Raw genomic sequence first — 17,683 nt, forward strand, 5'->3', positions numbered from 1 at the left:
ATCGGATCATCCACCTGACTTTGCCCTTCCGGAGGACCCCCGCATGTCCCCTCGCACCGTCCGGCCCCTCGCCGGGCCCGCCGCCGTGACCGCCGCCGTGCTCGCCGTCGGCGGCCTCGCCCTGACCGGGGCGCAGACCGCGTCCGCCGCCCCCGGCGACAACGGCGACGTGAAGATCCACGCGGTCGGCACGCCCTTCGGCGACTCGAAGGACGAGCCGAAGGTCTGCAAGTTCTACCTCGCGGCCTTCGACTTCGACGCGCTCCAGCAGGTCAGCTGGGCGATCACCGCCCAGTCGGCCAGGGTCGCCGTCCCGCAGCTCAGCGGTCTCATCGACCTGGGCACCGGGACCGGGCACACCGCCCCGCTGTCGCTGCCCGACGGCCAGTACAAGCTCGTCTGGACCTTCCTGGGGGAGACCGGGGCGGCCAAGCAGAAGGTCTTCAAGGTCGACTGCGGCACCATCTCCCCGACGACCGGCGGGAACGGCCCCGGCAAGCCTCCGCACGGCCCGGTCGGCGCGGGCGGCGGCGGCAGCGCGGAGCTGGCCGCCGACGACGGCTCCTCCCTCTTCGGCATCGGGACGGCCGTGGCCGCCGCTCTCGCCGGTGCGACCGGACTGGTCCTGATCCGCCGCTCCCGCCGCCGCGACGATGGCGTCGCGTAGGTCCGCCCGCCTCGCGCGCCGACGGCGGCGCCTCTTCCGGCTCGCGAGGACCGTGACGGTGACGGTGGTCCTGGTGGGCGGGGGCATCTGGTGGGCCGGAGGCGAGGAACCGGCCGAGCCGCAGCTCGCCGTCGGACCGGCGGCCCCCGGTCTGAACGCCACGGCGGCCGGTGCGGCGACCGCGCTCGACCACAAGGCGAAGGCCAGGGAGCACCCCGGAGCCCCGCCGCACGGCACCAGCGGCCCGAACGGGGTGCCCGCGCAACGGGCGAGGACCGTACCCCCGCCCCGTCCGGGACCCCCGCCCGCCCCGCTGGCGCGTTCGCGTCCCACCGCCGTCGCCGTCCCGGCCATCACCATCGAGGCACCGGTGGTCGAACTCGGTCTCGACGGTCAGGGACGGCTCGCGACCCCGCCGGTCGACAACCCCCGGGCGGTCGGCTGGTACGCGAGGGGAGCGACACCGGGGGAGCGCGGGACCGCGGTCGTCGTCGGCCACCGGGACACCCGTACCGGACCCGCCGTCTTCCTCAACCTGAACTCGCTCAGCCCCGGCAACACGGTCCGGATCGCCCGCGCCGACGGCCGGGTCGCCGTCTTCACGGTCGATCGCGTCCAGACGTACACCAAGGCCGAATTCCCCGACGAGCAGGTCTACGGCTCCACCGGGCGCCCCGAACTGCGCCTGCTGACCTGTGGCGGAACCTTCGACCGCAGAACGGGCTACGAGGCGAACATCGTCGTCTTCGCCCATCTCACCGACATCGCCCAGAAGATCTGAGCCCAGATCTGAGCCCAGAAGATCTGAGCGCAGAAGCCCTGAGCCCAGAAGCCCTGAGCCCAGAAGCCCCTGGGCCCCAGAGCGCCCGGGTCTCAGAAGCCCTGAGTCCAGGAAGAGCCGACCCCTCAGGAGGCCGACCCGCACCATCGCATCCCGGTTCCGACGGATTCCAGCCGTTCCGTCGGCCCCTTCCCGCCGCGCCCGGCGGGCCGCGCCGCCCGGTGCGTGCCCGCCGGGCGCGGCCTGTGTGCCCCCCGAGGTGGACGCCCCCGCCGGACACGGACGGGCCTCCGTCGGACGGAGGAAGGGTCTCCGCCGGACAGGGACGGCACCCCCTCCGTCCCGTGGCGGGCTCCGCGACCCGCGCCGCGAGCCGCCGGGCCGCATGAGACCGGGGGCACCCCCGAAGGCCCTGGCGCCCAAAAACTAACGGCGCTAGTTTGGGGCGACGGCGGACCTGTCGGCAGTGTGAGGAGACAGCGGATGAAGGCGCACGACGCGATGTACATCGGCGGGGAGTGGCGTCCCGCCACGGGCTCCGGCACCATCGCCGTGATCAACCCGGCGGACGAACAGGTCATCGGCCACGTCCCCGCCGGTACCGCGGAGGACGTCGACGCCGCCGTACGGGCCGCCCGCGCCGCGCTGCCCGGCTGGGCCGCGACCCCGCCCGCCGAGCGCGCCGCCCGCATCGCCGCCCTGCGGGACGCCCTCGTCGCCCGCGCGGAGGAGATCGCGGCCACCGTCACCGCCGAACTCGGCGCCCCGCCGAGGTTCGCCGCCGCCGTCCACACCGGACTGCCGATCGCGGTGGCGGGCTCGTACGCGGAACTCGCCGCCACCCACCCCTTCGAGGAGAGGATCGGCAACTCCACCGTGTACGCCGAGCCGGTCGGCGTCGTCGGGGCCATCACCCCCTGGAACTACCCGCTCCACCAGATCGTCGCCAAGGTCGCCCCGGCCCTCGCCGCGGGCTGCACCACCGTCCTCAAGCCCGCCGAGGACACCCCGCTCACCGCCCAGCTCTTCGCCGAGGCGGTCCATGACGCGGGCCTGCCCGCCGGAGTCTTCAACCTGGTCACCGGAGTCGGCCCGGTCGCGGGACAGGCGCTCGCCGAACACCCCGGCGTGGACCTCGTCTCCTTCACCGGCTCCACCGCCGTCGGCCGCCGCATCGGCGCCCTCGCGGGCGGCGCCGTCAAGCGCGTCGCCCTCGAACTCGGCGGCAAGTCCGCCAACGTGATCCTGCCGGGCGCCGATCTCGCCAAGGCCGTCGCCGTCGGCGTCGCCAACGTGATGTCCAACTCCGGCCAGACGTGCAGCGCCTGGACCCGGATGCTGATCCCCGCCGACCGGTACGAGGAGGCCGTGGCGCTCGCCGCCGAGGCCGTCGCCGCGTACGTCCCCGGCGAGCGCGTCGGCCCGCTGGTCAGCGCCAGGCAGCGGGAACGCGTCCGCGGCTACATCGAGAAGGGCATCGAAGAGGGCGCCCGGCTGGTCGCGGGCGGCCCCGGGGCACCCCGCGAGACCGGCTACTACGTCTCCCCGACCGTCCTCGCCGACGTCACCCCCGAGATGACCGTCGCCCAGGAGGAGATCTTCGGGCCGGTCGTCTCGCTCCTGCGCTACGAGGACGTGGAGGAGGCGCTCCGCATCGCCAACGGCACCGTCTACGGTCTCGCCGGAGCCGTCTGGGGCGAGCCCGAAGAGGCCGTCGCCTTCGCCCGCCGGATGGAGACCGGCCAGGTCGACATCAACGGGGGCCGGTTCAACCCGCTCGCCCCCTTCGGCGGCTACAAGCAGTCCGGCGTCGGCCGGGAACTCGGCGCGCACGGCCTCGCCGAGTACCTCCAGACGAAGTCCCTCCAGTTCTGATCCCCCGGTCCCGAACGCAGAAGGAGCAACGAGCGTGATCCGCGCCGCAGTCCTGACCGCCGTCGGCTCTCCCCTGGAGATCACCGGCATCGAGCTTCCCGAGCCCGGCCCCGGACAGGTCCGGGTCCGCCTCGCCGCCGCCGGGGTCTGCCACTCCGACCTCTCCCTGTCCGACGGCACCATGCGCGTCCCCGTCCCCGCCGTCCTCGGCCACGAGGGCTCCGGCACGGTCGTCTCCGTCGGCGAGGGCGTCACGCACATCGCCCCCGGCGACGGGGTCGTCCTCAACTGGGCGCCGTCCTGCGGCCGTTGCCACGCCTGCTCGCTCGGCGAGGTCTGGCTCTGCGCCGAGGCCCTGACCGGAGCGGGGAACATCCACGCCCACACGGCCGACGGCACCGCACTGCACCCCGGCCTCAACGTCGCCGCCTTCGCGGAGGAGACCGTCGTACCGGCGGGCTGCGTCCTGCCGCTGCCCGAAGGGGTGCCGCTCGCCGAGGCCGCGCTGCTCGGCTGCGCCGTGCTCACCGGCTGGGGCGCGGTCCACCACTCCGCGCGGGTCCGGGCGGGCGAGACCGTCGCGGTGTTCGGGGCCGGCGGGGTGGGCCTCGCCGCGCTCCAGGCGGCCCGGATCGCGGGCGCCGGGACGATCGTCGCCGTGGACGTGTCCCCGGCGAAGGAGGCGCTGGCCCGAGCGGCGGGCGCCACCGAGTACGTCGTCGCCTCCGGCACCACCGCCCGGGAGATCCGGGCGCTGACCGGCGGCCACGGCGTCGACGTGGCGGTCGAGTGCGTCGGCCGGGCCGTCACCATCCGCACCGCCTGGGAGTCCACCCGGCGCGGCGGCCGGACCACGGTCGTCGGCATCGGCGGCAAGGACCAGCAGGTCACCTTCAACGCCCTGGAGATCTTCCACTGGGGCCGCACCCTCTCCGGCTGCGTCTACGGCAACGCGAACCCCGCCGAGGACCTGCCCGTGCTCGCCGGGCACATCAGGGCGGGACGGCTCGACCTCGGCGCCCTCGTGACCGACCGCATCCCCCTGGACGGCATCCCCGGCGCCTTCGCCGACATGCGCGCGGGCAAGGGAGGCCGGGCCCTGGTGGTCTTCCCCGCCTGACGGACCCGGCCCGGGAGGAGCCCGTACCGCTCCGGGAGCACGGGAACGGCCCCGGCGCGCGGACGCGTGCGGGGAGCCCGTACCGGCCACCGCGCCGGTACGGGCTCCCCGCGTCTCACACGTCCAGGACGAGGCGGGGGCCGTGCGCACGGCCCACGCAGATCATCATCGTCGTCCCCGACCCCCTCTCGTCCTCACCGAGGACCGAGTCGTGGTGCTCGGGCACCCCGGCGAGCACCTTCGTCTCACAGGTGCCGCACCAGCCCTCCTCGCAGGAGTACGCCACCCCGGGCACCGCCTCGCGCACCGCGTCGAGGAGCGTCCGGCAGGGCTCCACCCACAGGGTCAGCCCGCTCCGGCGCAGCTCCACCTCGAAGCCTTCCGGACCCGCCGGACCCGCCGGACCCGCCGGACCCGCCGGACCAGCGGGAACCACTGAGTCCGCCGGACCCGCCGGGCCCTCCACTTCCGTAGGAGACGCCGGGACCGCCGCACCGAACAGTTCCGTGCGCAGCGGCCCCCGCCACCGTTCCGCCACCGCCCGCAGCAGCCCCTCGGGGCCGCAGCAGTAGACGACCGTGTCCGGCGCGAGCCCGCCGAGGACCGTGTCCAGATCGGGCCGCCCCGCCGTGTCCTGCGGGACGAGGGTGACGCCCGGGAGCCCGGCGAGTTCCTCGCGGTACGCCATCGAGGCCAGGCTCCGGCCCCCGTACACCAGGCTCCAGGTGCCCGGCGGCAGGGCGCGGACCATCGGCAGCAGCGGAGTGATGCCGATGCCGCCCGCGAGGAACAGGTACCGCTCGGCGGGCACCAGCGGGAACCGGTTGACCGGCCCCCGGACCCGCAGGACCGTGCCCTCCCGGACGGAGGCGTGGATCTCCTCGGAGCCGCCCCGGCCCGCCGGTTGGCGCAGCACCCCGAGCCGGTACGCGCTCCGGTCCGCCGGGTCGCCGCAGAGCGAGTAGTGCCGTACCGCGCCGGACGGCAGCGTCACCTCCAGGTGCGCGCCGGGCTCCCACGGGGCCAGCGCGGCGCCCGTGGGATCGGCGAGCAGCAGGCCGAGGACGTCCTCGGCCTCCCGGACGACCGACCGGACCGTGAGGGGGAGCGGGGACATGGATCACCTCGGAGCGGGGACGGAAGGACGGGAACGGGAACGGGAACGGGACAAGGGCTCGGCGGGCGACGGCGGTGGTGGCAGCGGCTCCGGATCCAGCTCCGGCCGGAGCCGGCAGAGCACCCCGTACAGCGTGGCGGCGACCGTGAACGAGGCCGGCAGGCTCAGGTCCACCCCACCGGTCACCCCGGTCAACGGCCCGGTGTACAAAGGGTTGTTGACCCACAGGACACCGACGACGGAACCGGCCGCGAAGGCCGTGACGGCGCGCGGGTCGAACCCGCCCGCGTACCAGTACCGCCCGCCCCCGCCGCTGGTGAAGGTGCGCAGCGCCGCCGCGTCGTACCGCCCCCGGTGGCGGGCGTACCCCACCGAGAGGACCGCCGCCCACGGGGCGACGACCGTGAGCAGCAGCGTCACGAAAGCCGACATCGCGTCCATGGCGTCGTACACCACCGCCCCGAGGTACAGCACGCCCGCCGCGAGCAGCGCGACCACCGTGGTCACGGCCGCCCGGGAGGAGCGCCAGAACACCGAGTTGGCGGAGAGCCCGGCCGCGTACAGGCACAGACCGGCCTGCGGGAGGGTGCCCGCGAAGCCGAAGACCACGACCGCCACCGCGAACCAGCCGGGCACCGCGTCGGTCAGCCCCTGGAGCCACGGCTCGTCCGGGACCGGGAAGAGCGTCGTCACGTACGCGCCGGTGAGCAGCGCGGCGAGACTGCTGAGGAGCATCGAGGCACCGCTCGCCCGCACCACCCGGCCCGGGGAGGTCGACGCGGGCATGAACCGCGTGTAGTCGCCCTGGAAGGTGGCGTAGGAGAGGGGCACGGTCGCGGACGCGGTCGCCGCGAGCAGCCAGGTGTGCAGCGGGCTGTCGAGGGCGAGCGTCCCCCCGGCGTACCCGGCGTCGAAGTCGGGCGCGAGGACGAGCACCGTCCCGAGGAGGACCGCGCCGCCGGTGACCGCCGTGACCTTGTAGGTGCGCACCAGGGTCTCGTGGCCCCGGACCGCGACCAGCGCGACCGCCGCCGCCGTCACGGACATCGCGGCCGTCAGCGCGCCCGGTCCGGTCGGGGTGGAGAACAGCCGGTGCCCGGCGACCATCACCGCCGTGCCGCCGGTCCACACCGCGATGGCGAAGAAGCCGAGTGCCGTCACCACCGTGATGGTGCTGCCGACGACCCTGCCCCGCACCCCGAAGTGCGCCCCGCTCGACACGGGATCGTTGGTGCCGGTGCGGACGCCGAACCGGGCGAGCGGCGCGAGCAGCGCCGTGCCGACGGCGACGCCCGCCGCTATCGCGCTCGCCGAGGCCCACCAGCCGAGACCGAAGACGACCGGGAGCGCGCCGAGGACGACGGTGCCGAAGGAGAACTGCGCGGAGGGCCAGATCCAGCCGAAGTCGCGCGGTGACGAGGTCCGTTCGGCCTCGGGCACCGGGGCGATGCCGTCGTGGTCCGCCGCCGCGCGGGGCGGCGCCGCGAAGGACGCCGCCCCGGTCGGTGTGGTCGTCATGGGGCGCCCCCGGACGGGGCCGGGCCGGTACCGTCCTGACCGGGCAGGACGTCGACCACGCGGAGGGAGGCGCACATCGCGCCGGAGGTGCGCTCCCCGCTGGTCAGATCGAAGGTCGTGTGGTGCAGGGGACAGGTGATGCGGAGCTTGTCCCCGTCGACCCGGGAGTACTTGAGCCTGCCCCCTCGGTGCGGGCAGACGGCGGACGCGAGGACCTTGCGTCCGGCGACCTCGACCAGGATCAGTTCCTCGGTCACCTGGCGTACGGCGGGTCCGGTGCCCCGCCGCCGCCCGGCGGGCACGGCCGTCACGCGGCCGTCCCCCTGGCCCGTGCGACGGCCGCCTCGTTGGCGGCGCCGACGATGTCGGACGCCAGTCGCACGCCCGCCCAGATCTTCGCCAGGTCCGGCTCCTCCAGCGAGCGGATCGCCGTACGCATGTGACCGCTGTGGTACGAGTCGATGTAGAGGTGCTCGGTGTAGTAGGCGTCGTGGACGATGCCCAGCCGCCGCGCCGCGCGGGCGAAGCTCTGGAAGGCGTACAGGACGCTGGTCTCGAAGTAGGCGTACGCGCCCAGGAAGTACTGGGGCGAGGGCGCCCGGCTGGCCAGCCAGTGGAACATGTTGACGTAGGCGAAGCACTCGGGAGTCGTCTCGTCGAGGTAGTCGTCGGGCCGCAGGCTCAGATCCAGCTCGGTGAGCAGGTCGCGGTAGAGCTGGGAGTGCGCCTTCTCCTCGTTGCCGCAGCCGAGTTCGTCGATGAGGACCCGGAAGACCGCCATCGCCGAGCGGTACGGCAGCCGGGGGACGACCGGCAGCAGCGACTCGGACTCGGTGAGCCCGTCGAGGGCGAACTGCCGGACCACGAGCTTGAACTGGTCGAGCGTCGCCCGTTCGGCGAGGAAGGTCGCGCTCTCGGGGAGCGCGGCCCCCTCCTCGGCGAGGAACTCCTTGAGGGCCTGGAGCAGTTCGCCCGCCGAGCCGAAGCGCGGCGCGGCGGCCTCGTACGCCCGTGCCTTCGGCAGGATCCACCGCTCCTCGATCGCGGTCATCGATCCGTAGTCGCCGAGGTGGGGGACGCGCCGGTACAGGGCGTGCAGTTCGCGCTGGGCCGTCGCCGGGGGAGCCGTGATCGAGTGCGCGGCGACGGGGGCGGCGGCGGGCACGGGGGGTGAAAGGGTGACAGGGGGTGAAGGGGTGGCGGGGGTGGTGCTCATGCCGCCTTCGCCTCCTCGTGGACGGTGGGGGAGCTGATCACACCGCGCCGGTGCAGTTCCCGCTTGACCCAGCGGTACCAGTCGTCCTTGAAGACGCCGTACTCCTCGCAGACGGAGTTGATCTCCGCCTGCCGGTCGGGGGTGGGGTCGACCAGCATCGCGTTGCACAGACCGGGTTCCAGATTGGCCAGCGGGCCGATGAAGCCGTCGATGCCCCGGGCGTCGACGAGCAGGTTCTCCCAGCCCTCGAAGACCGGGATGCCGGTGCCCGCCTCGGCCGTCTTGCGGGTGAAGGCGGCGTCGCCGCTGGACTCCTTGATGCCGACGATCCCGGGGATCTCGCAGATCCTCAGCAGGGTGTCGAACTCGATGCGGTTGCCCGAGAGCGCCTCCTCGTTGTAGAGGAAGACCGGGACGTCGACGGCCGCGCGGAGCGCCCGGTAGTGCTCGACGATCCGGTCCTGGGTGACCTCGGTGCCGAACGGGGTGGTCACGACGACCGCGTCCACGCCGATCGCGGCGGCCGTGCGCGCCCGTTCGATCACCGCGTCGGTGTCGGGGAGCTGGATTCCGGCCAGTACGGGCAGTCCGCCCGCGTGCCGGACGGTGTAGGTCACGACGTCCTGCCACTGCCGGGCGTCGAGCTTCCAGCCCTCGCCGGAGGTCAGGGCGGGCATGAAGCCGGTGACCTCGGCCCTGATGTGGTCCAGGAGACGGACGAGGCTCTGCTCGTCGACGGTGCCGTGCTCGTCGAGGGGGGTGATCAGCGGGACGACGGTCCCGGAGTAGGTGCCAGGCATGAGTGGGGTGTCCTTCGCAGATCGGTCAGAGGTTCGCGGACGCGACCGTGAGGACCAGCGACCGCTGGTAGAGCTCCTCCAGGTACGCGGGGAACGTGGGCTCCACGAGGGGAGCGGGCGCGTCGGCCGCCGCGCGGGGGGAGACCGGGACGACGGGCAGTCCGCGCGCCGCCTCCACCAGCCGGGGGCTGGCCGTGTGCAGGACGCCGCCGCGGCCGAGGACCTGGGCCAGCAGCAGCCGTTCGTGCGCGGGCAGTCCGCCGAGTCCGGGCGAGGTGAACGCCCGGCGGACGTCGTCCTCGTCGTACGGGACCCGGTCGACGGCCAGATCGGTGTGGAGGACGTCCATGAACGGGTAGTACTCGTCCTGCGTCCGCCGCTCGTAGCCCCAGACGAGGTCGTCGCAGCGGCCGACCTGCTCCCAGTTCATCAGGACCCGGCCCGCCTCCCCGGCGGCCAGCCGGTCGGCGAAGAAGGCCTTGCAGCCGGTCCGGACGGCCTCGTCCTCGCTGTGCATCCCCATGAAGAGGGTGGCGTCGACGAAGACGGGGGCGTTCGCGTCAGGCCGCATAGCGCTCGAGGACCTTCCGCATCCGCTCCATGGCACCGGCGAACACCTCGGGCTCGCGGGCCAGGGCCAGCCGGACGAAGCGCTCGCCCTTCTCCTTGGTGTTCCAGTAGAAGAAGGTGCCCGGCAGGACGTACACCTCCTCGTCGAAGAGGACTGCCTGGAGCTGGGAGGCCGTCACGTGCTCGGCCGTGATGCGGAACCAGGCGACGCTGGTGCCGACCACCGGCTCCTGGAACTCCAGGATCGTGCCGTCGAGCGCGGCGCGGGCGGCGTCGCCGTTGGTCCTGATGATGCCCCGGACGGAGGCGAAGCCGTCGGTGATGGAGTCCTCGACGTACTGGGTGACCATGTTGAGCACGAACGGCGAGACGTTGAGCAGCACGCTGGTGTGGAGGTTGTAGACCTCCTCCTGGATGTTCCGGCTGGCGGTGATCATGGCGCACTTGGCGTCCTGGATCGGCCAGGTCTTGCCGGTGTCCTCCATGACCATGTAGGTGACGCCCGACTCCTCCAGGAGCCGGTAGATGTCCACCCGGCCGATGTTCTCGTCGCAGAGCGCGAAGGACGCGAAGCAGAAGTCCATGACGAGGACCTTGTCGTGGTCCACGCAGTAGCGGACGACCTCGCGGAAGCCCTCCAGCTTCTCGGCGAGCAGGGTGAAGCCGGTCGGGTTGTTGGGGTCCACCAGGTAGATCGCGTCCGCGTCGATCTGCTCGACGAGCCGCTCGTAGATGGCGTCCTTCTCGTGCAGTGCCGACTCGGCGAGCGGGGAGATCGGCACCTGCATGTTGCGCAGCAGGTCGACCAGGTTGTCGAAGCAGGGCTCGACCAGCTGCACGGACATCCCGCGCTGTTTGAGGAACATGCCGGCGACCATCGTCGACACGCTGGCCGAGTAGGAGAGCAGCGTGCGGTCCATCGCACGGGCGGTGGGCTGCTGGTGCAGCCGGAAGAAGGCGTCGACGAACTGGCGCTCGAAGTGCGCCTGCTGCTTGGACTCGGACTCGTGCCACAGCTCGGGCAGCCGCGAGACGATCCGCTCCTGCGAGACGGACTGGCGCTGGTGGGTGTGCGCGTCGGCCAGGTTGAACCGGGTCTTCAGGGCCTCGATCTCGTGCTGGGTCAGGTCGACGAACGTGCTGACGTCCGCCTTGTCGGTCAAGGACACGAGGAACTCCCGCTGTCGATACGAATGTCCGTCCGGAATTCCGGCGGCATGAATGACTTTAGGAGCTTCGAGCGGCCTTGCGAATAACGGCCGGGTCACGCAATTAATAATCACGGCGATGTTCTGCCGGAGAAAAAAAAGAACGACGTCCAGGCATTCCTCGAACAGGAATGCCTGGACGTCGTTCTCGTTCTACGGCCGCTTTTCGCGGGCTTTTCGGTTATTCGGTGGCGGCCTTCAGGAGGATGTCCTCGTACACCTTCGGGTCGTCCGAGGAGATCACCGGCCAGCCGATGCCGTACGCGCCCTCCCAGCCCACGTCGATGCCCGGGTTGGCGTGGTCGGAGCCGTCGGGCAGGAACAGGTGCGGGCTGCAGTTCACCCGGTCGCTCGCGGACAGCGCCGCCTGGTCGGCGAGGGTCCTGCGGGCCCGCCCGTCGTCCAGCGCCTCGGTGAGGGCGCCGACGTCCACGACGCCGGTGGCGGCGGCCACGTCCAGGATCACCTTGCGGTGGCTGATGCAGCGGGACTCGGCCCAGAAGGCCCTGCGCAGTCCGAGGTCGAGCTGTTCGGAGGCGTTCAGGCTCTGCTCCTTGGCGGCGAGCACCGCCTCCAGGGCGGGCAGGGTCGTCGAGGGGTAGAGCCAGTCCTTGGCCTGCCACAGCTGCCAGCCCGCGGCAGGCTCCAGGCTGGCCATCCGGGCGACCTCGCTGTCCGTGCCGGGGCGCGGGCTCGGGGCGTCGTTCAGCAGTTCCAGCGGGAAGGCGCGCAGGTCGAAGGAGACCTGCTCCTCAAGACCGAGACGGGTCCGTGCGGCGTGCAGCCGGTGGATCGCGATGTGCGCGAAGGAACACCAGATGTCGGAGAAGACGGTGACGACTCCGCGCGGCGGGGTCAGATCGGCGGTGGTCGGGTCGGACATGGTTCTCCTCGGTTCGTACGCGGGCGGGGCGGGGCTCAGCCCGCCGGGGACTCCACGGCGTCCAGCGCCGCCTCCAGGTCGAGGTCGGCACCGGGCAGCCAGGCGGGCAGGGAGGGGATGCGGGCCATGGCCTCGAAGAGCCGCGGCACGGCGTCCCCCCGGACGGTCGGTCCGTGGGCGCTCAGCAGCTTCGCGGGCCGCAGCCCGGCCAGTTCGCGCACCGGCCGGAGGAACTTCGCCTCGTCGACGAGCGCGGTCCAGGGGGCTATCGCCCGGTTGAGGACCTCGAAACCGTGAAAGAATTCCTCCTCGGCGAGGTCGGTGAGGTCATGGGCGATTTCCTCGACCACGGTGCCGAAACTGTCGGAGCTGTAGAGCGTTCCATCGGAATGGTCGAACACGGCGAGGGTCCCGGGTGAATCGAAAGTGGGCGGGCGGTGGAAACTCAGTTCGCGGTCCCCGAGCTTCACACGACTGCCCGGGTTAGCAGTTACTACCCGGTCCTGCGGAATGCTGAACTCTTCGGATATTCGAGTCAGTGATATCGCGTTGGCGAGCACCTTCGCGTTCGGTGCCTCCGCCAGGACGCGGACCAGGGCGCCGGTGTGGTCGCGGTCGTCGTGGGTGACGACGACCCAGCGCAGGTCGGCCGGGTCGATGAGCGACCAGAGGGCGTCCGTGAAGCCCTCGCGGTCCACCGGCATCCCGGTGTCGACCAGGAGCGGCTGGCCGGACCGCAGGAGGAAGCCGTTCACCGGCTGGTCGCCGAGGCCCGGGATGGGCAGGGCCGAGGGGAGGACATGGATGTCCGGCCCGGCGGTGTAGGACGCTTTCATGACACACCTTTCATGACGCGGCGAGTTGCGTGACGCGGCGGGCGGGTCCCCCGGCGCACCGGGCGGGCGGCGGGGGCTCCGGGGCGGCGGGCTTCCGGGGCGGGCCTGGCCCCCCGGGCGGCTCCCGGGGGGCGGGTGGCCCGGATCCGGACGACCCGGACCGTCCGATCCGGGTCGGACGGGCTGGCCGGGCGAGCCGGTCCGGACGAGCCGGATCAGACGAGCCGGATCAGACGAGCTGGATGGTGAGCGAACCGGCGATCAGCAGGGCGAGGCCCAGGGCGCGCGGCTTGGTGAGCGAGCGCTGCGGGAGCTTGAAGAGGCCCTTGTGGTCGATCAGGGCCGAGGTCAGCTGCTGGCCCGTCACGGTGAGCGCGATGGTGACGGCCGCGCCGATGGACGGGATGAGCAGGAAGGTGCCGGTGACGTACACGGCGGCGCAGGCCCCGCCGAGCCAGCCCCACCAGGGCATCTTCTTCAGCGGGGCGATCTTGGGCTTGGGGGTCCTGCGGGTCGCGTAGAGCACCAGCAGGACGACGGCGATGGTGAAGGTCGCCACGGCGAAGCTGATCACGGCGACGGTGATGGGCTCCTTGATCTGCGCGCGCAGCTGGGCGTTGACCGCGCCCTGCACGGGCAGCACGGCACCGGCGAGCACACCGAGCGCGAGCCAGCCGGCGCGTCCGGCGCCGGACATCCTGGGGGCGCCGGGAGGGGCCGCGGCCTTCATGCCGCGGATGATCACGACGATGCCGGCGAGGACGGCGAGGGCGCCGATGACGATGCCCGCGCTCAGGTCCTTCCGCTGGAGGCCGAGGAGGCCGAAGAGGTCGAGCGCGAGCGAGGCGAACATCTGGCCGGTGACGAAGAGCCCGACGGCGGCGAGGGCGCCGAGCCGTGGGAAGAGCAGGATGCCGCTGGTGATGTAGAGCGGACTCGCCAGTCCGCCGAGTAGCTGCCAGGGCTCGACATCGGGAAGTTTGCCGAGCGCGCCGAGGGCTCCGGCGACGACGGCGAGCACGGTCAGCAGGCCGGTCGCGACGCCGAGCTGGATGGTCGAGGCGCCGTACGGAGTGCCGACGGCCGAGTTGAGCTGGAGGTTCACCGAGGCCTGGACGGCCAGCAGGCAGCCGACCAGCAGGGCCGCGGCGAGGAGCGCGGTGTGCATCGTGATCTCCCTGGGACGGGGTGACGAGCGGTTAAGTGGACACTGAGTCCGTTTAGCATCGCATGAGAGATGGCAAACGGACAAGGTGTCCACTTGGCTTCGAGGGAAGTAAGGTCTGGCGTATGAGCGACGACGAGCAGCGCGGGCGTGGCGCCGTGCCCGTGCACCGGGTCGGCGGGCTCCTCGGCGACCTCCAGGCGGCGGACGAACAGCCCGTCGCCCCGCGCAGACGCGCGGACGCGGAACGCAACCGCGCCCAGATCCTGACGGCGGCGGAACGGCTCTTCGCGGAGCAGGACCCGCGGACGGTCACCATGGACCGGATCGCCAAGGCGGCGGGGGTGGGCCGCGCCACCCTCTACCGGAGCTTCCCCGACCCGTCCTCGGTCGCGGTGGCGCTGCTCGACGAGCACGAGCGCAGGCTCCAGGGGCAGCTCATCTACGGTCCGCCGCCGCTCGGTCCCGGCGCACCGGCGGGGGAGCGGCTCGCCGCGTTCTACCTCGCGATGCTGGACCTCCTCGAACGGCACCTGCCGCTGGCCCTCGGGGCGGAGACCGGCGCGGCCCGCTTCCGGACCGGCGCGTACGGCTTCTGGCGCGTCCATGTCCGGACGCTCCTCGTCGACCACGGCGTCCGGGACCCGGACCCGCTGATCGACATCGCGCTCGCTCCGCTGGCGCCCGAGCTGTTCCAGTTCCAGCGGCATCAACTCGGCCTGTCGACCGACCGCATCGGCCACTCGCTCGCGGGCTTCGCCAGAGAACTGCTGCGCTCCGGAACCTGATCCCGGACGACGGGACGGGACCGGACCGGGCGACGGTCCGCGGGGACGGTGCCGCGCGCCACGGGCCCGCGCGCCACGGGCCCGCGCGCCACGGGCCCGCGCGCCACGGGCCCGCGCGCCACGGCGCCGGGCTGTGGGGCGGGACCGGTCGGCGGCACGAGACCGAGTGCGACGGGACCGGGTCGTACGGGAGCGAGAGTCAGGTCGTACGGGGCTGACGGCCGACGCCGGAGCGGCGGTGGCGCCGAGCGGGGCCGTACGGGAGGGGGCCGGGCCGGTCGTACGACCCCGGGCCCGGGGTCGTACGGTGGCCCCGGGCCGGGTCGTACGGGACCGGCCACCAGGTCGTACGGGACCGGTCGGTGGCGCGCCGCCGGGCCGGGGCGTCCGGCGGACGGGCCCGGCGGGGGCGGATCAGGCGCCGTGGCGCCGGACGGTCGGCTGCCGCACCAGGACCGGGAGGATCAACTCCCAGATGCGGGCGAGCCGTTGCTCGGCCGGTCCCGGCAGCGCGCCGCTCTCGGCGGCACAGCGGGGCTCCCGGGCCTCCTCCACGGGCCAGGTCTCCTCGACCCGTACGTCCGGAGAGCGCATCTCCAGCTCCACCCCGGTGATCACGTACCCGATGAGCGCCGCGACCGCCGTCGCGTCCACCCCGGGCCGCAGCGCCTTCTCCGCCGCCGCGAACCGGGCGAGCCGTGCCACCTCGCGCCGCCAGGGACACTCCCTCGACTGCCCGGGGCCGGTCGACTGCAGTTCGCGCGCCAGCCGTTCGCCCGCCCGCGCGGTCGGGTCCGTCTCGAAGAGCCGGATCAGCGCGTGCGTCGCGATCACCAGCTTGTCGATCGCGGTGCCGCCCACGCCCTCCGTCGACAGGCACGCCGACTCCACCGTGACGCGGGTGACCGCGCGGGCCCGCACCCGTACCTCCGTCGCCAGGTCCGCCTTCGTCGCGAAGTGGAAGACCAGCGCTCCCGTGGTGACCCGCGCCTCGCCCGCGATCCGGGCCAGCGAGGCCCGTTCGTACCCCAGCCCGTCGAAGACCCGCGCGGCTGCCGACAGGATCTCCCGTCTCGTCCGCTCGGCCCGCTGCTGAACCGCCATGAGCTCCCCCGTCGGCTTGCGAGAAGGTGCCGGAGCGTCATGTTCCGGCCCGCGCCTGTGACCGTCTCGAAACTATCCGGCCGGGCCGAAACTGGGGCTTGACGTGCTCCTCCCCTCCTGGTGAGGGACGCTTCCCCGCCACCGCAGGGCCGCGAAGTGTCCGGAACCAGTGGTAGGGCCTGTCAGGTGGATCCGGCCGTTCCGGCGTCCGGCGAGGCCTTCGGACGTGACCGGGAAACAGCCACGCCCGCCAGGCAGAGCGCGCCCCCGACGAGGGTCAGCGGCCCCGGCAGCTCCCCCAGGAACCCCCAGGCCATCAGCACGACCAGAGCGGGTACGGCGTACGTCGTCGCGCCCATCCGCCCCGCGGTCGTACGGGCCAGGGCGTAGGCCCAGGTGGTGAACGCGAGAGCGGTCGGGAAGACCCCCAGATAGACCATGTTCAGGGTGGCCGTCCAGGGGGCCGCCGCGGTCTCCCGGACCAGTTGTCCGGCGAACGGCAGACAGGCCACCGCGCCCACCAGACACCCGAACGCGGTCACCTGGAGCGCGCTGCCGTGCGCGAGGGCGGGCTTCTGCGCCACCACCCCGCCCGCGTACGCCACCGCGGCGACCAGGCACAGCAGCACCCCGAGCGGCGAGGCGTGCCCGGCGGAACCGGACGTCGACAGGCCCACGGTCACCGCGCCCGCGAAGGACACCGCCATGCCCGCGAGCAGCCGGGGCGGCAGCGACTCCCGCAGGAAGCGGGCGCCGAGCAGGGCGATCAGGATCGGGCCGATGTTGACCACCATCGCCGCCGTGCCCGCGTCGACCTCCTGCTCGCCCCAGTTGAGCGCCACCATGTACACCCCGAACCAGAGCAGCCCCGAGGTCGCGATCCCCGGCCACGCGGCCCGGGGCGGGAGGCCCTCCCGGCGGATCAGGAGGAAGACCCCGAGGACCAGGGCGCCGGTGAGCAGCCGCCCGAGCGCCAGCGCGCCGGGGGAGTAGGCGGTGCCCGCGCTGCGGATGGAGACGAAGGCGGACGCCCACAGGACGACGGTGACGCAGGCGGCGGCGACCGCCGGACGCGAGGTTGGCTTCTGCATGTCCCCGACGCTATGCGGCGGACGTTTCGGCACCCGCCGCAATGTCGTACGGACACGGGCGAGGGCGCCGACAGGGACAGGGACATGAACAGAGGCACGGGCACGGGCAGGAACAGAGGCGCGGGCAGGGGCGGAGGCGCAGGGGGCCGGTCCGCGTCCCGGGCCCCAGGGGGAGCGGGCCCCCCGGGGGTGAGGCGCGGGTCCGGGTCAGCGCAGGGATTCCGGGGCGATGCCCAGGGACGCGTACAGCGCGCGCTCGCCCTCCTCGGTCACCCGTACGGCCCGCTCGGACCCGATCCGTACGCACCACCCGGCGTCGAGCGCGTGCGCGCACAGCGCGGCGCCCGCGAGCCCGGCCAGGTGCGGACGCCGCTCGGTCCAGTCGAGGCAGCCCCGGGCGAGGGGCCTGCGCCCCCGGCCCGTCAGCGGGACGCCGAGCCCGTCGTACCAGGCCAGACCGCGGTCGGTGAGGGCGAACCCGGTGTCCTGGCGGAGGAGTCCGCGCCCGGTCATCGCCTCCGTGATCGTGATGCCGAGGCGCCCGGCGAGGTGGTCGTAGCAGGTCCGGCCCCTGGCCATCGCCCGTCCGGCGTTCGCCGCGCGCAGCGAACGGGGCGGCGGGGGAACGGCCGGTTCGGAGCGGGCGGCGAGGTCCTCGACGAGGTGCGCGACCCCGGGGTCGGCGAGGCGGACGTACCGGTGACGGCCCTGCCGCTCCTCGGTGAGCACCCCGCCGCCGACCAGTCTGCCGAGGTGCTCGCTGGTGGTGGAGGGGGCCACTCCCGCGTGCCGGGCGAGTTCGCCCGCCGTCCAGGCCCGGCCGTCGAGGAGCGCGAGGAGGAACGCGGCACGGGTCTCGTCCGCGAAGAGCGCCGCGAGGGCGGCGAGGTCACTGGCAGCCATGCTCCCAGGCTGCCGTACTCACCCTTCGGCCGAGGCCGAAA

The 17,683-nt window shown here is 73.2% G+C and carries 18 protein-coding genes; 5 read left to right on the forward strand and 13 right to left on the reverse strand.

The window, feature by feature from the left end:
- Window positions 1–43: 43 nt before the first annotated feature.
- The 4 genes from ACFXGN_RS27350 (at window position 44) to ACFXGN_RS27365 (ending at window position 4,443) form a co-directional block, all read left to right on the forward strand.
- On the forward strand, window positions 44–667 hold the full coding sequence (locus ACFXGN_RS27350; protein WP_384864263.1) for a hypothetical protein: 624 nt from the start codon (window positions 44–46) through the stop codon (window positions 665–667).
- Window positions 654–1,448 (forward strand): class F sortase, encoded by a 795-nt coding sequence (locus tag ACFXGN_RS27355; RefSeq protein ID WP_384864264.1) that lies wholly within the window; start codon window positions 654–656, stop codon window positions 1,446–1,448. The genes ACFXGN_RS27350 and ACFXGN_RS27355 overlap by 14 nt, the downstream gene beginning before the upstream one ends.
- A gap of 483 nt (window positions 1,449–1,931) precedes the next feature.
- Window positions 1,932–3,323, forward strand: coding sequence for an aldehyde dehydrogenase family protein (locus ACFXGN_RS27360; RefSeq protein WP_384864266.1), 1,392 nt, complete (start codon window positions 1,932–1,934; stop codon window positions 3,321–3,323).
- 34 nt (window positions 3,324–3,357) lie between these two features.
- Window positions 3,358–4,443, forward strand: a complete 1,086-nt coding sequence (locus ACFXGN_RS27365; RefSeq protein ID WP_384864267.1) for a Zn-dependent alcohol dehydrogenase — start codon at window positions 3,358–3,360, stop codon at window positions 4,441–4,443.
- Between the two features lie 115 nt (window positions 4,444–4,558).
- Here the strand turns inward: ACFXGN_RS27365 and ACFXGN_RS27370 are convergent, their stop codons facing one another.
- From ACFXGN_RS27370 to ACFXGN_RS27415, 10 genes are all read right to left on the reverse strand, one after another.
- On the reverse strand, window positions 4,559–5,560 hold the full coding sequence (locus tag ACFXGN_RS27370; RefSeq protein WP_384864269.1) for a PDR/VanB family oxidoreductase: 1,002 nt from the start codon (window positions 5,558–5,560) through the stop codon (window positions 4,559–4,561).
- A 3-nt stretch (window positions 5,561–5,563) separates the two neighbouring features.
- On the reverse strand, window positions 5,564–7,078 hold the full coding sequence (locus tag ACFXGN_RS27375) for a purine-cytosine permease family protein (protein WP_384864271.1): 1,515 nt from the start codon (window positions 7,076–7,078) through the stop codon (window positions 5,564–5,566).
- Window positions 7,075–7,389, reverse strand: coding sequence for a Rieske (2Fe-2S) protein (locus ACFXGN_RS27380; RefSeq protein ID WP_384864273.1), 315 nt, complete (start codon window positions 7,387–7,389; stop codon window positions 7,075–7,077). The genes ACFXGN_RS27375 and ACFXGN_RS27380 overlap by 4 nt, the downstream gene beginning before the upstream one ends.
- Window positions 7,386–8,294, reverse strand: a complete 909-nt coding sequence (locus ACFXGN_RS27385; protein WP_384864275.1) for an iron-containing redox enzyme family protein — start codon at window positions 8,292–8,294, stop codon at window positions 7,386–7,388. Before ACFXGN_RS27385 ends, ACFXGN_RS27380 begins: the two co-directional genes overlap by 4 nt.
- On the reverse strand, window positions 8,291–9,094 hold the full coding sequence (locus tag ACFXGN_RS27390; protein ID WP_384864276.1) for a dihydrodipicolinate synthase family protein: 804 nt from the start codon (window positions 9,092–9,094) through the stop codon (window positions 8,291–8,293). Before ACFXGN_RS27390 ends, ACFXGN_RS27385 begins: the two co-directional genes overlap by 4 nt.
- 25 nt (window positions 9,095–9,119) lie before the next feature.
- Window positions 9,120–9,665 carry a DUF6190 family protein gene (locus ACFXGN_RS27395; RefSeq protein WP_384864278.1) on the reverse strand — a complete coding sequence of 182 codons (546 nt, stop codon included), beginning with the start codon at window positions 9,663–9,665 and terminating at the stop codon, window positions 9,120–9,122.
- Complete coding sequence (locus ACFXGN_RS27400) at window positions 9,655–10,833, reverse strand: aminotransferase class I/II-fold pyridoxal phosphate-dependent enzyme (protein WP_384864280.1); 1,179 nt, start codon at window positions 10,831–10,833, stop codon at window positions 9,655–9,657. The genes ACFXGN_RS27395 and ACFXGN_RS27400 overlap by 11 nt, the downstream gene beginning before the upstream one ends.
- A 220-nt stretch (window positions 10,834–11,053) precedes the next feature.
- The gene (locus ACFXGN_RS27405) at window positions 11,054–11,755 is read right to left on the reverse strand and encodes a DsbA family protein (protein WP_384864282.1); all 702 of its coding nucleotides are present in this window, start codon (window positions 11,753–11,755) and stop codon (window positions 11,054–11,056) included.
- A 35-nt stretch (window positions 11,756–11,790) separates the two neighbouring features.
- On the reverse strand, window positions 11,791–12,591 hold the full coding sequence (locus ACFXGN_RS27410; RefSeq protein WP_384864284.1) for an MBL fold metallo-hydrolase: 801 nt from the start codon (window positions 12,589–12,591) through the stop codon (window positions 11,791–11,793).
- A 229-nt stretch (window positions 12,592–12,820) separates the two neighbouring features.
- A complete protein-coding gene (locus tag ACFXGN_RS27415; protein ID WP_384864286.1) occupies window positions 12,821–13,759 on the reverse strand; it encodes a DMT family transporter in 939 nt (312 codons plus the stop codon).
- Window positions 13,760–13,881: 122 nt separating this feature from the next.
- Between ACFXGN_RS27415 and ACFXGN_RS27420 the strand changes: the two genes are divergently transcribed.
- Window positions 13,882–14,544 (forward strand): TetR/AcrR family transcriptional regulator, encoded by a 663-nt coding sequence (locus ACFXGN_RS27420; protein ID WP_384864288.1) that lies wholly within the window; start codon window positions 13,882–13,884, stop codon window positions 14,542–14,544.
- Window positions 14,545–14,958: 414 nt separating this feature from the next.
- On the opposite strand, the gene ACFXGN_RS27425 is transcribed toward ACFXGN_RS27420, so the two are convergent.
- From ACFXGN_RS27425 to ACFXGN_RS27435, 3 genes are all read right to left on the reverse strand, one after another.
- On the reverse strand, window positions 14,959–15,648 hold the full coding sequence (locus ACFXGN_RS27425; RefSeq protein WP_384864290.1) for a TetR family transcriptional regulator: 690 nt from the start codon (window positions 15,646–15,648) through the stop codon (window positions 14,959–14,961).
- 182 nt (window positions 15,649–15,830) lie between these two features.
- The gene (locus tag ACFXGN_RS27430; RefSeq protein ID WP_384864292.1) at window positions 15,831–16,739 is read right to left on the reverse strand and encodes a DMT family transporter; all 909 of its coding nucleotides are present in this window, start codon (window positions 16,737–16,739) and stop codon (window positions 15,831–15,833) included.
- A gap of 207 nt (window positions 16,740–16,946) precedes the next feature.
- Entirely contained in the window at window positions 16,947–17,642 is a 696-nt protein-coding gene (locus ACFXGN_RS27435; protein ID WP_384864294.1) for an ArsR/SmtB family transcription factor, read from the reverse strand.
- Window positions 17,643–17,683: the final 41 nt, after the last annotated feature.

The organism is Streptomyces sp. NPDC059247 (assembly GCF_042754005.1).
In the GTDB taxonomy this organism is placed as follows: Bacteria; Actinomycetota; Actinomycetes; order Streptomycetales; family Streptomycetaceae; genus Streptomyces.

Excerpts from the sequence above, each read along its gene's own strand:
- ACFXGN_RS27350 (WP_384864263.1), top strand. The coding sequence starts at position 44 with ATGTCCCCTCGCACCGTCCGGCCCCTCGCCGGGCCCGCCGCCGTGACC.
- ACFXGN_RS27355 (WP_384864264.1), top strand. The coding sequence starts at position 654 with ATGGCGTCGCGTAGGTCCGCCCGCCTCGCGCGCCGACGGCGGCGCCTC.
- ACFXGN_RS27360 (WP_384864266.1), top strand. The coding sequence starts at position 1,932 with ATGAAGGCGCACGACGCGATGTACATCGGCGGGGAGTGGCGTCCCGCC.
- ACFXGN_RS27370 (WP_384864269.1), bottom strand. The coding sequence starts at position 5,560 with ATGTCCCCGCTCCCCCTCACGGTCCGGTCGGTCGTCCGGGAGGCCGAG.
- ACFXGN_RS27375 (WP_384864271.1), bottom strand. The coding sequence starts at position 7,078 with ATGACGACCACACCGACCGGGGCGGCGTCCTTCGCGGCGCCGCCCCGC.
- ACFXGN_RS27385 (WP_384864275.1), bottom strand. The coding sequence starts at position 8,294 with ATGAGCACCACCCCCGCCACCCCTTCACCCCCTGTCACCCTTTCACCC.
- ACFXGN_RS27390 (WP_384864276.1), bottom strand. The coding sequence starts at position 9,094 with ATGCCTGGCACCTACTCCGGGACCGTCGTCCCGCTGATCACCCCCCTC.
- ACFXGN_RS27395 (WP_384864278.1), bottom strand. The coding sequence starts at position 9,665 with ATGCGGCCTGACGCGAACGCCCCCGTCTTCGTCGACGCCACCCTCTTC.
- ACFXGN_RS27405 (WP_384864282.1), bottom strand. The coding sequence starts at position 11,755 with ATGTCCGACCCGACCACCGCCGATCTGACCCCGCCGCGCGGAGTCGTC.
- ACFXGN_RS27410 (WP_384864284.1), bottom strand. The coding sequence starts at position 12,591 with ATGAAAGCGTCCTACACCGCCGGGCCGGACATCCATGTCCTCCCCTCG.
- ACFXGN_RS27415 (WP_384864286.1), bottom strand. The coding sequence starts at position 13,759 with ATGCACACCGCGCTCCTCGCCGCGGCCCTGCTGGTCGGCTGCCTGCTG.
- ACFXGN_RS27420 (WP_384864288.1), top strand. The coding sequence starts at position 13,882 with ATGAGCGACGACGAGCAGCGCGGGCGTGGCGCCGTGCCCGTGCACCGG.
- ACFXGN_RS27425 (WP_384864290.1), bottom strand. The coding sequence starts at position 15,648 with ATGGCGGTTCAGCAGCGGGCCGAGCGGACGAGACGGGAGATCCTGTCG.
- ACFXGN_RS27430 (WP_384864292.1), bottom strand. The coding sequence starts at position 16,739 with ATGCAGAAGCCAACCTCGCGTCCGGCGGTCGCCGCCGCCTGCGTCACC.
- ACFXGN_RS27435 (WP_384864294.1), bottom strand. The coding sequence starts at position 17,642 with ATGGCTGCCAGTGACCTCGCCGCCCTCGCGGCGCTCTTCGCGGACGAG.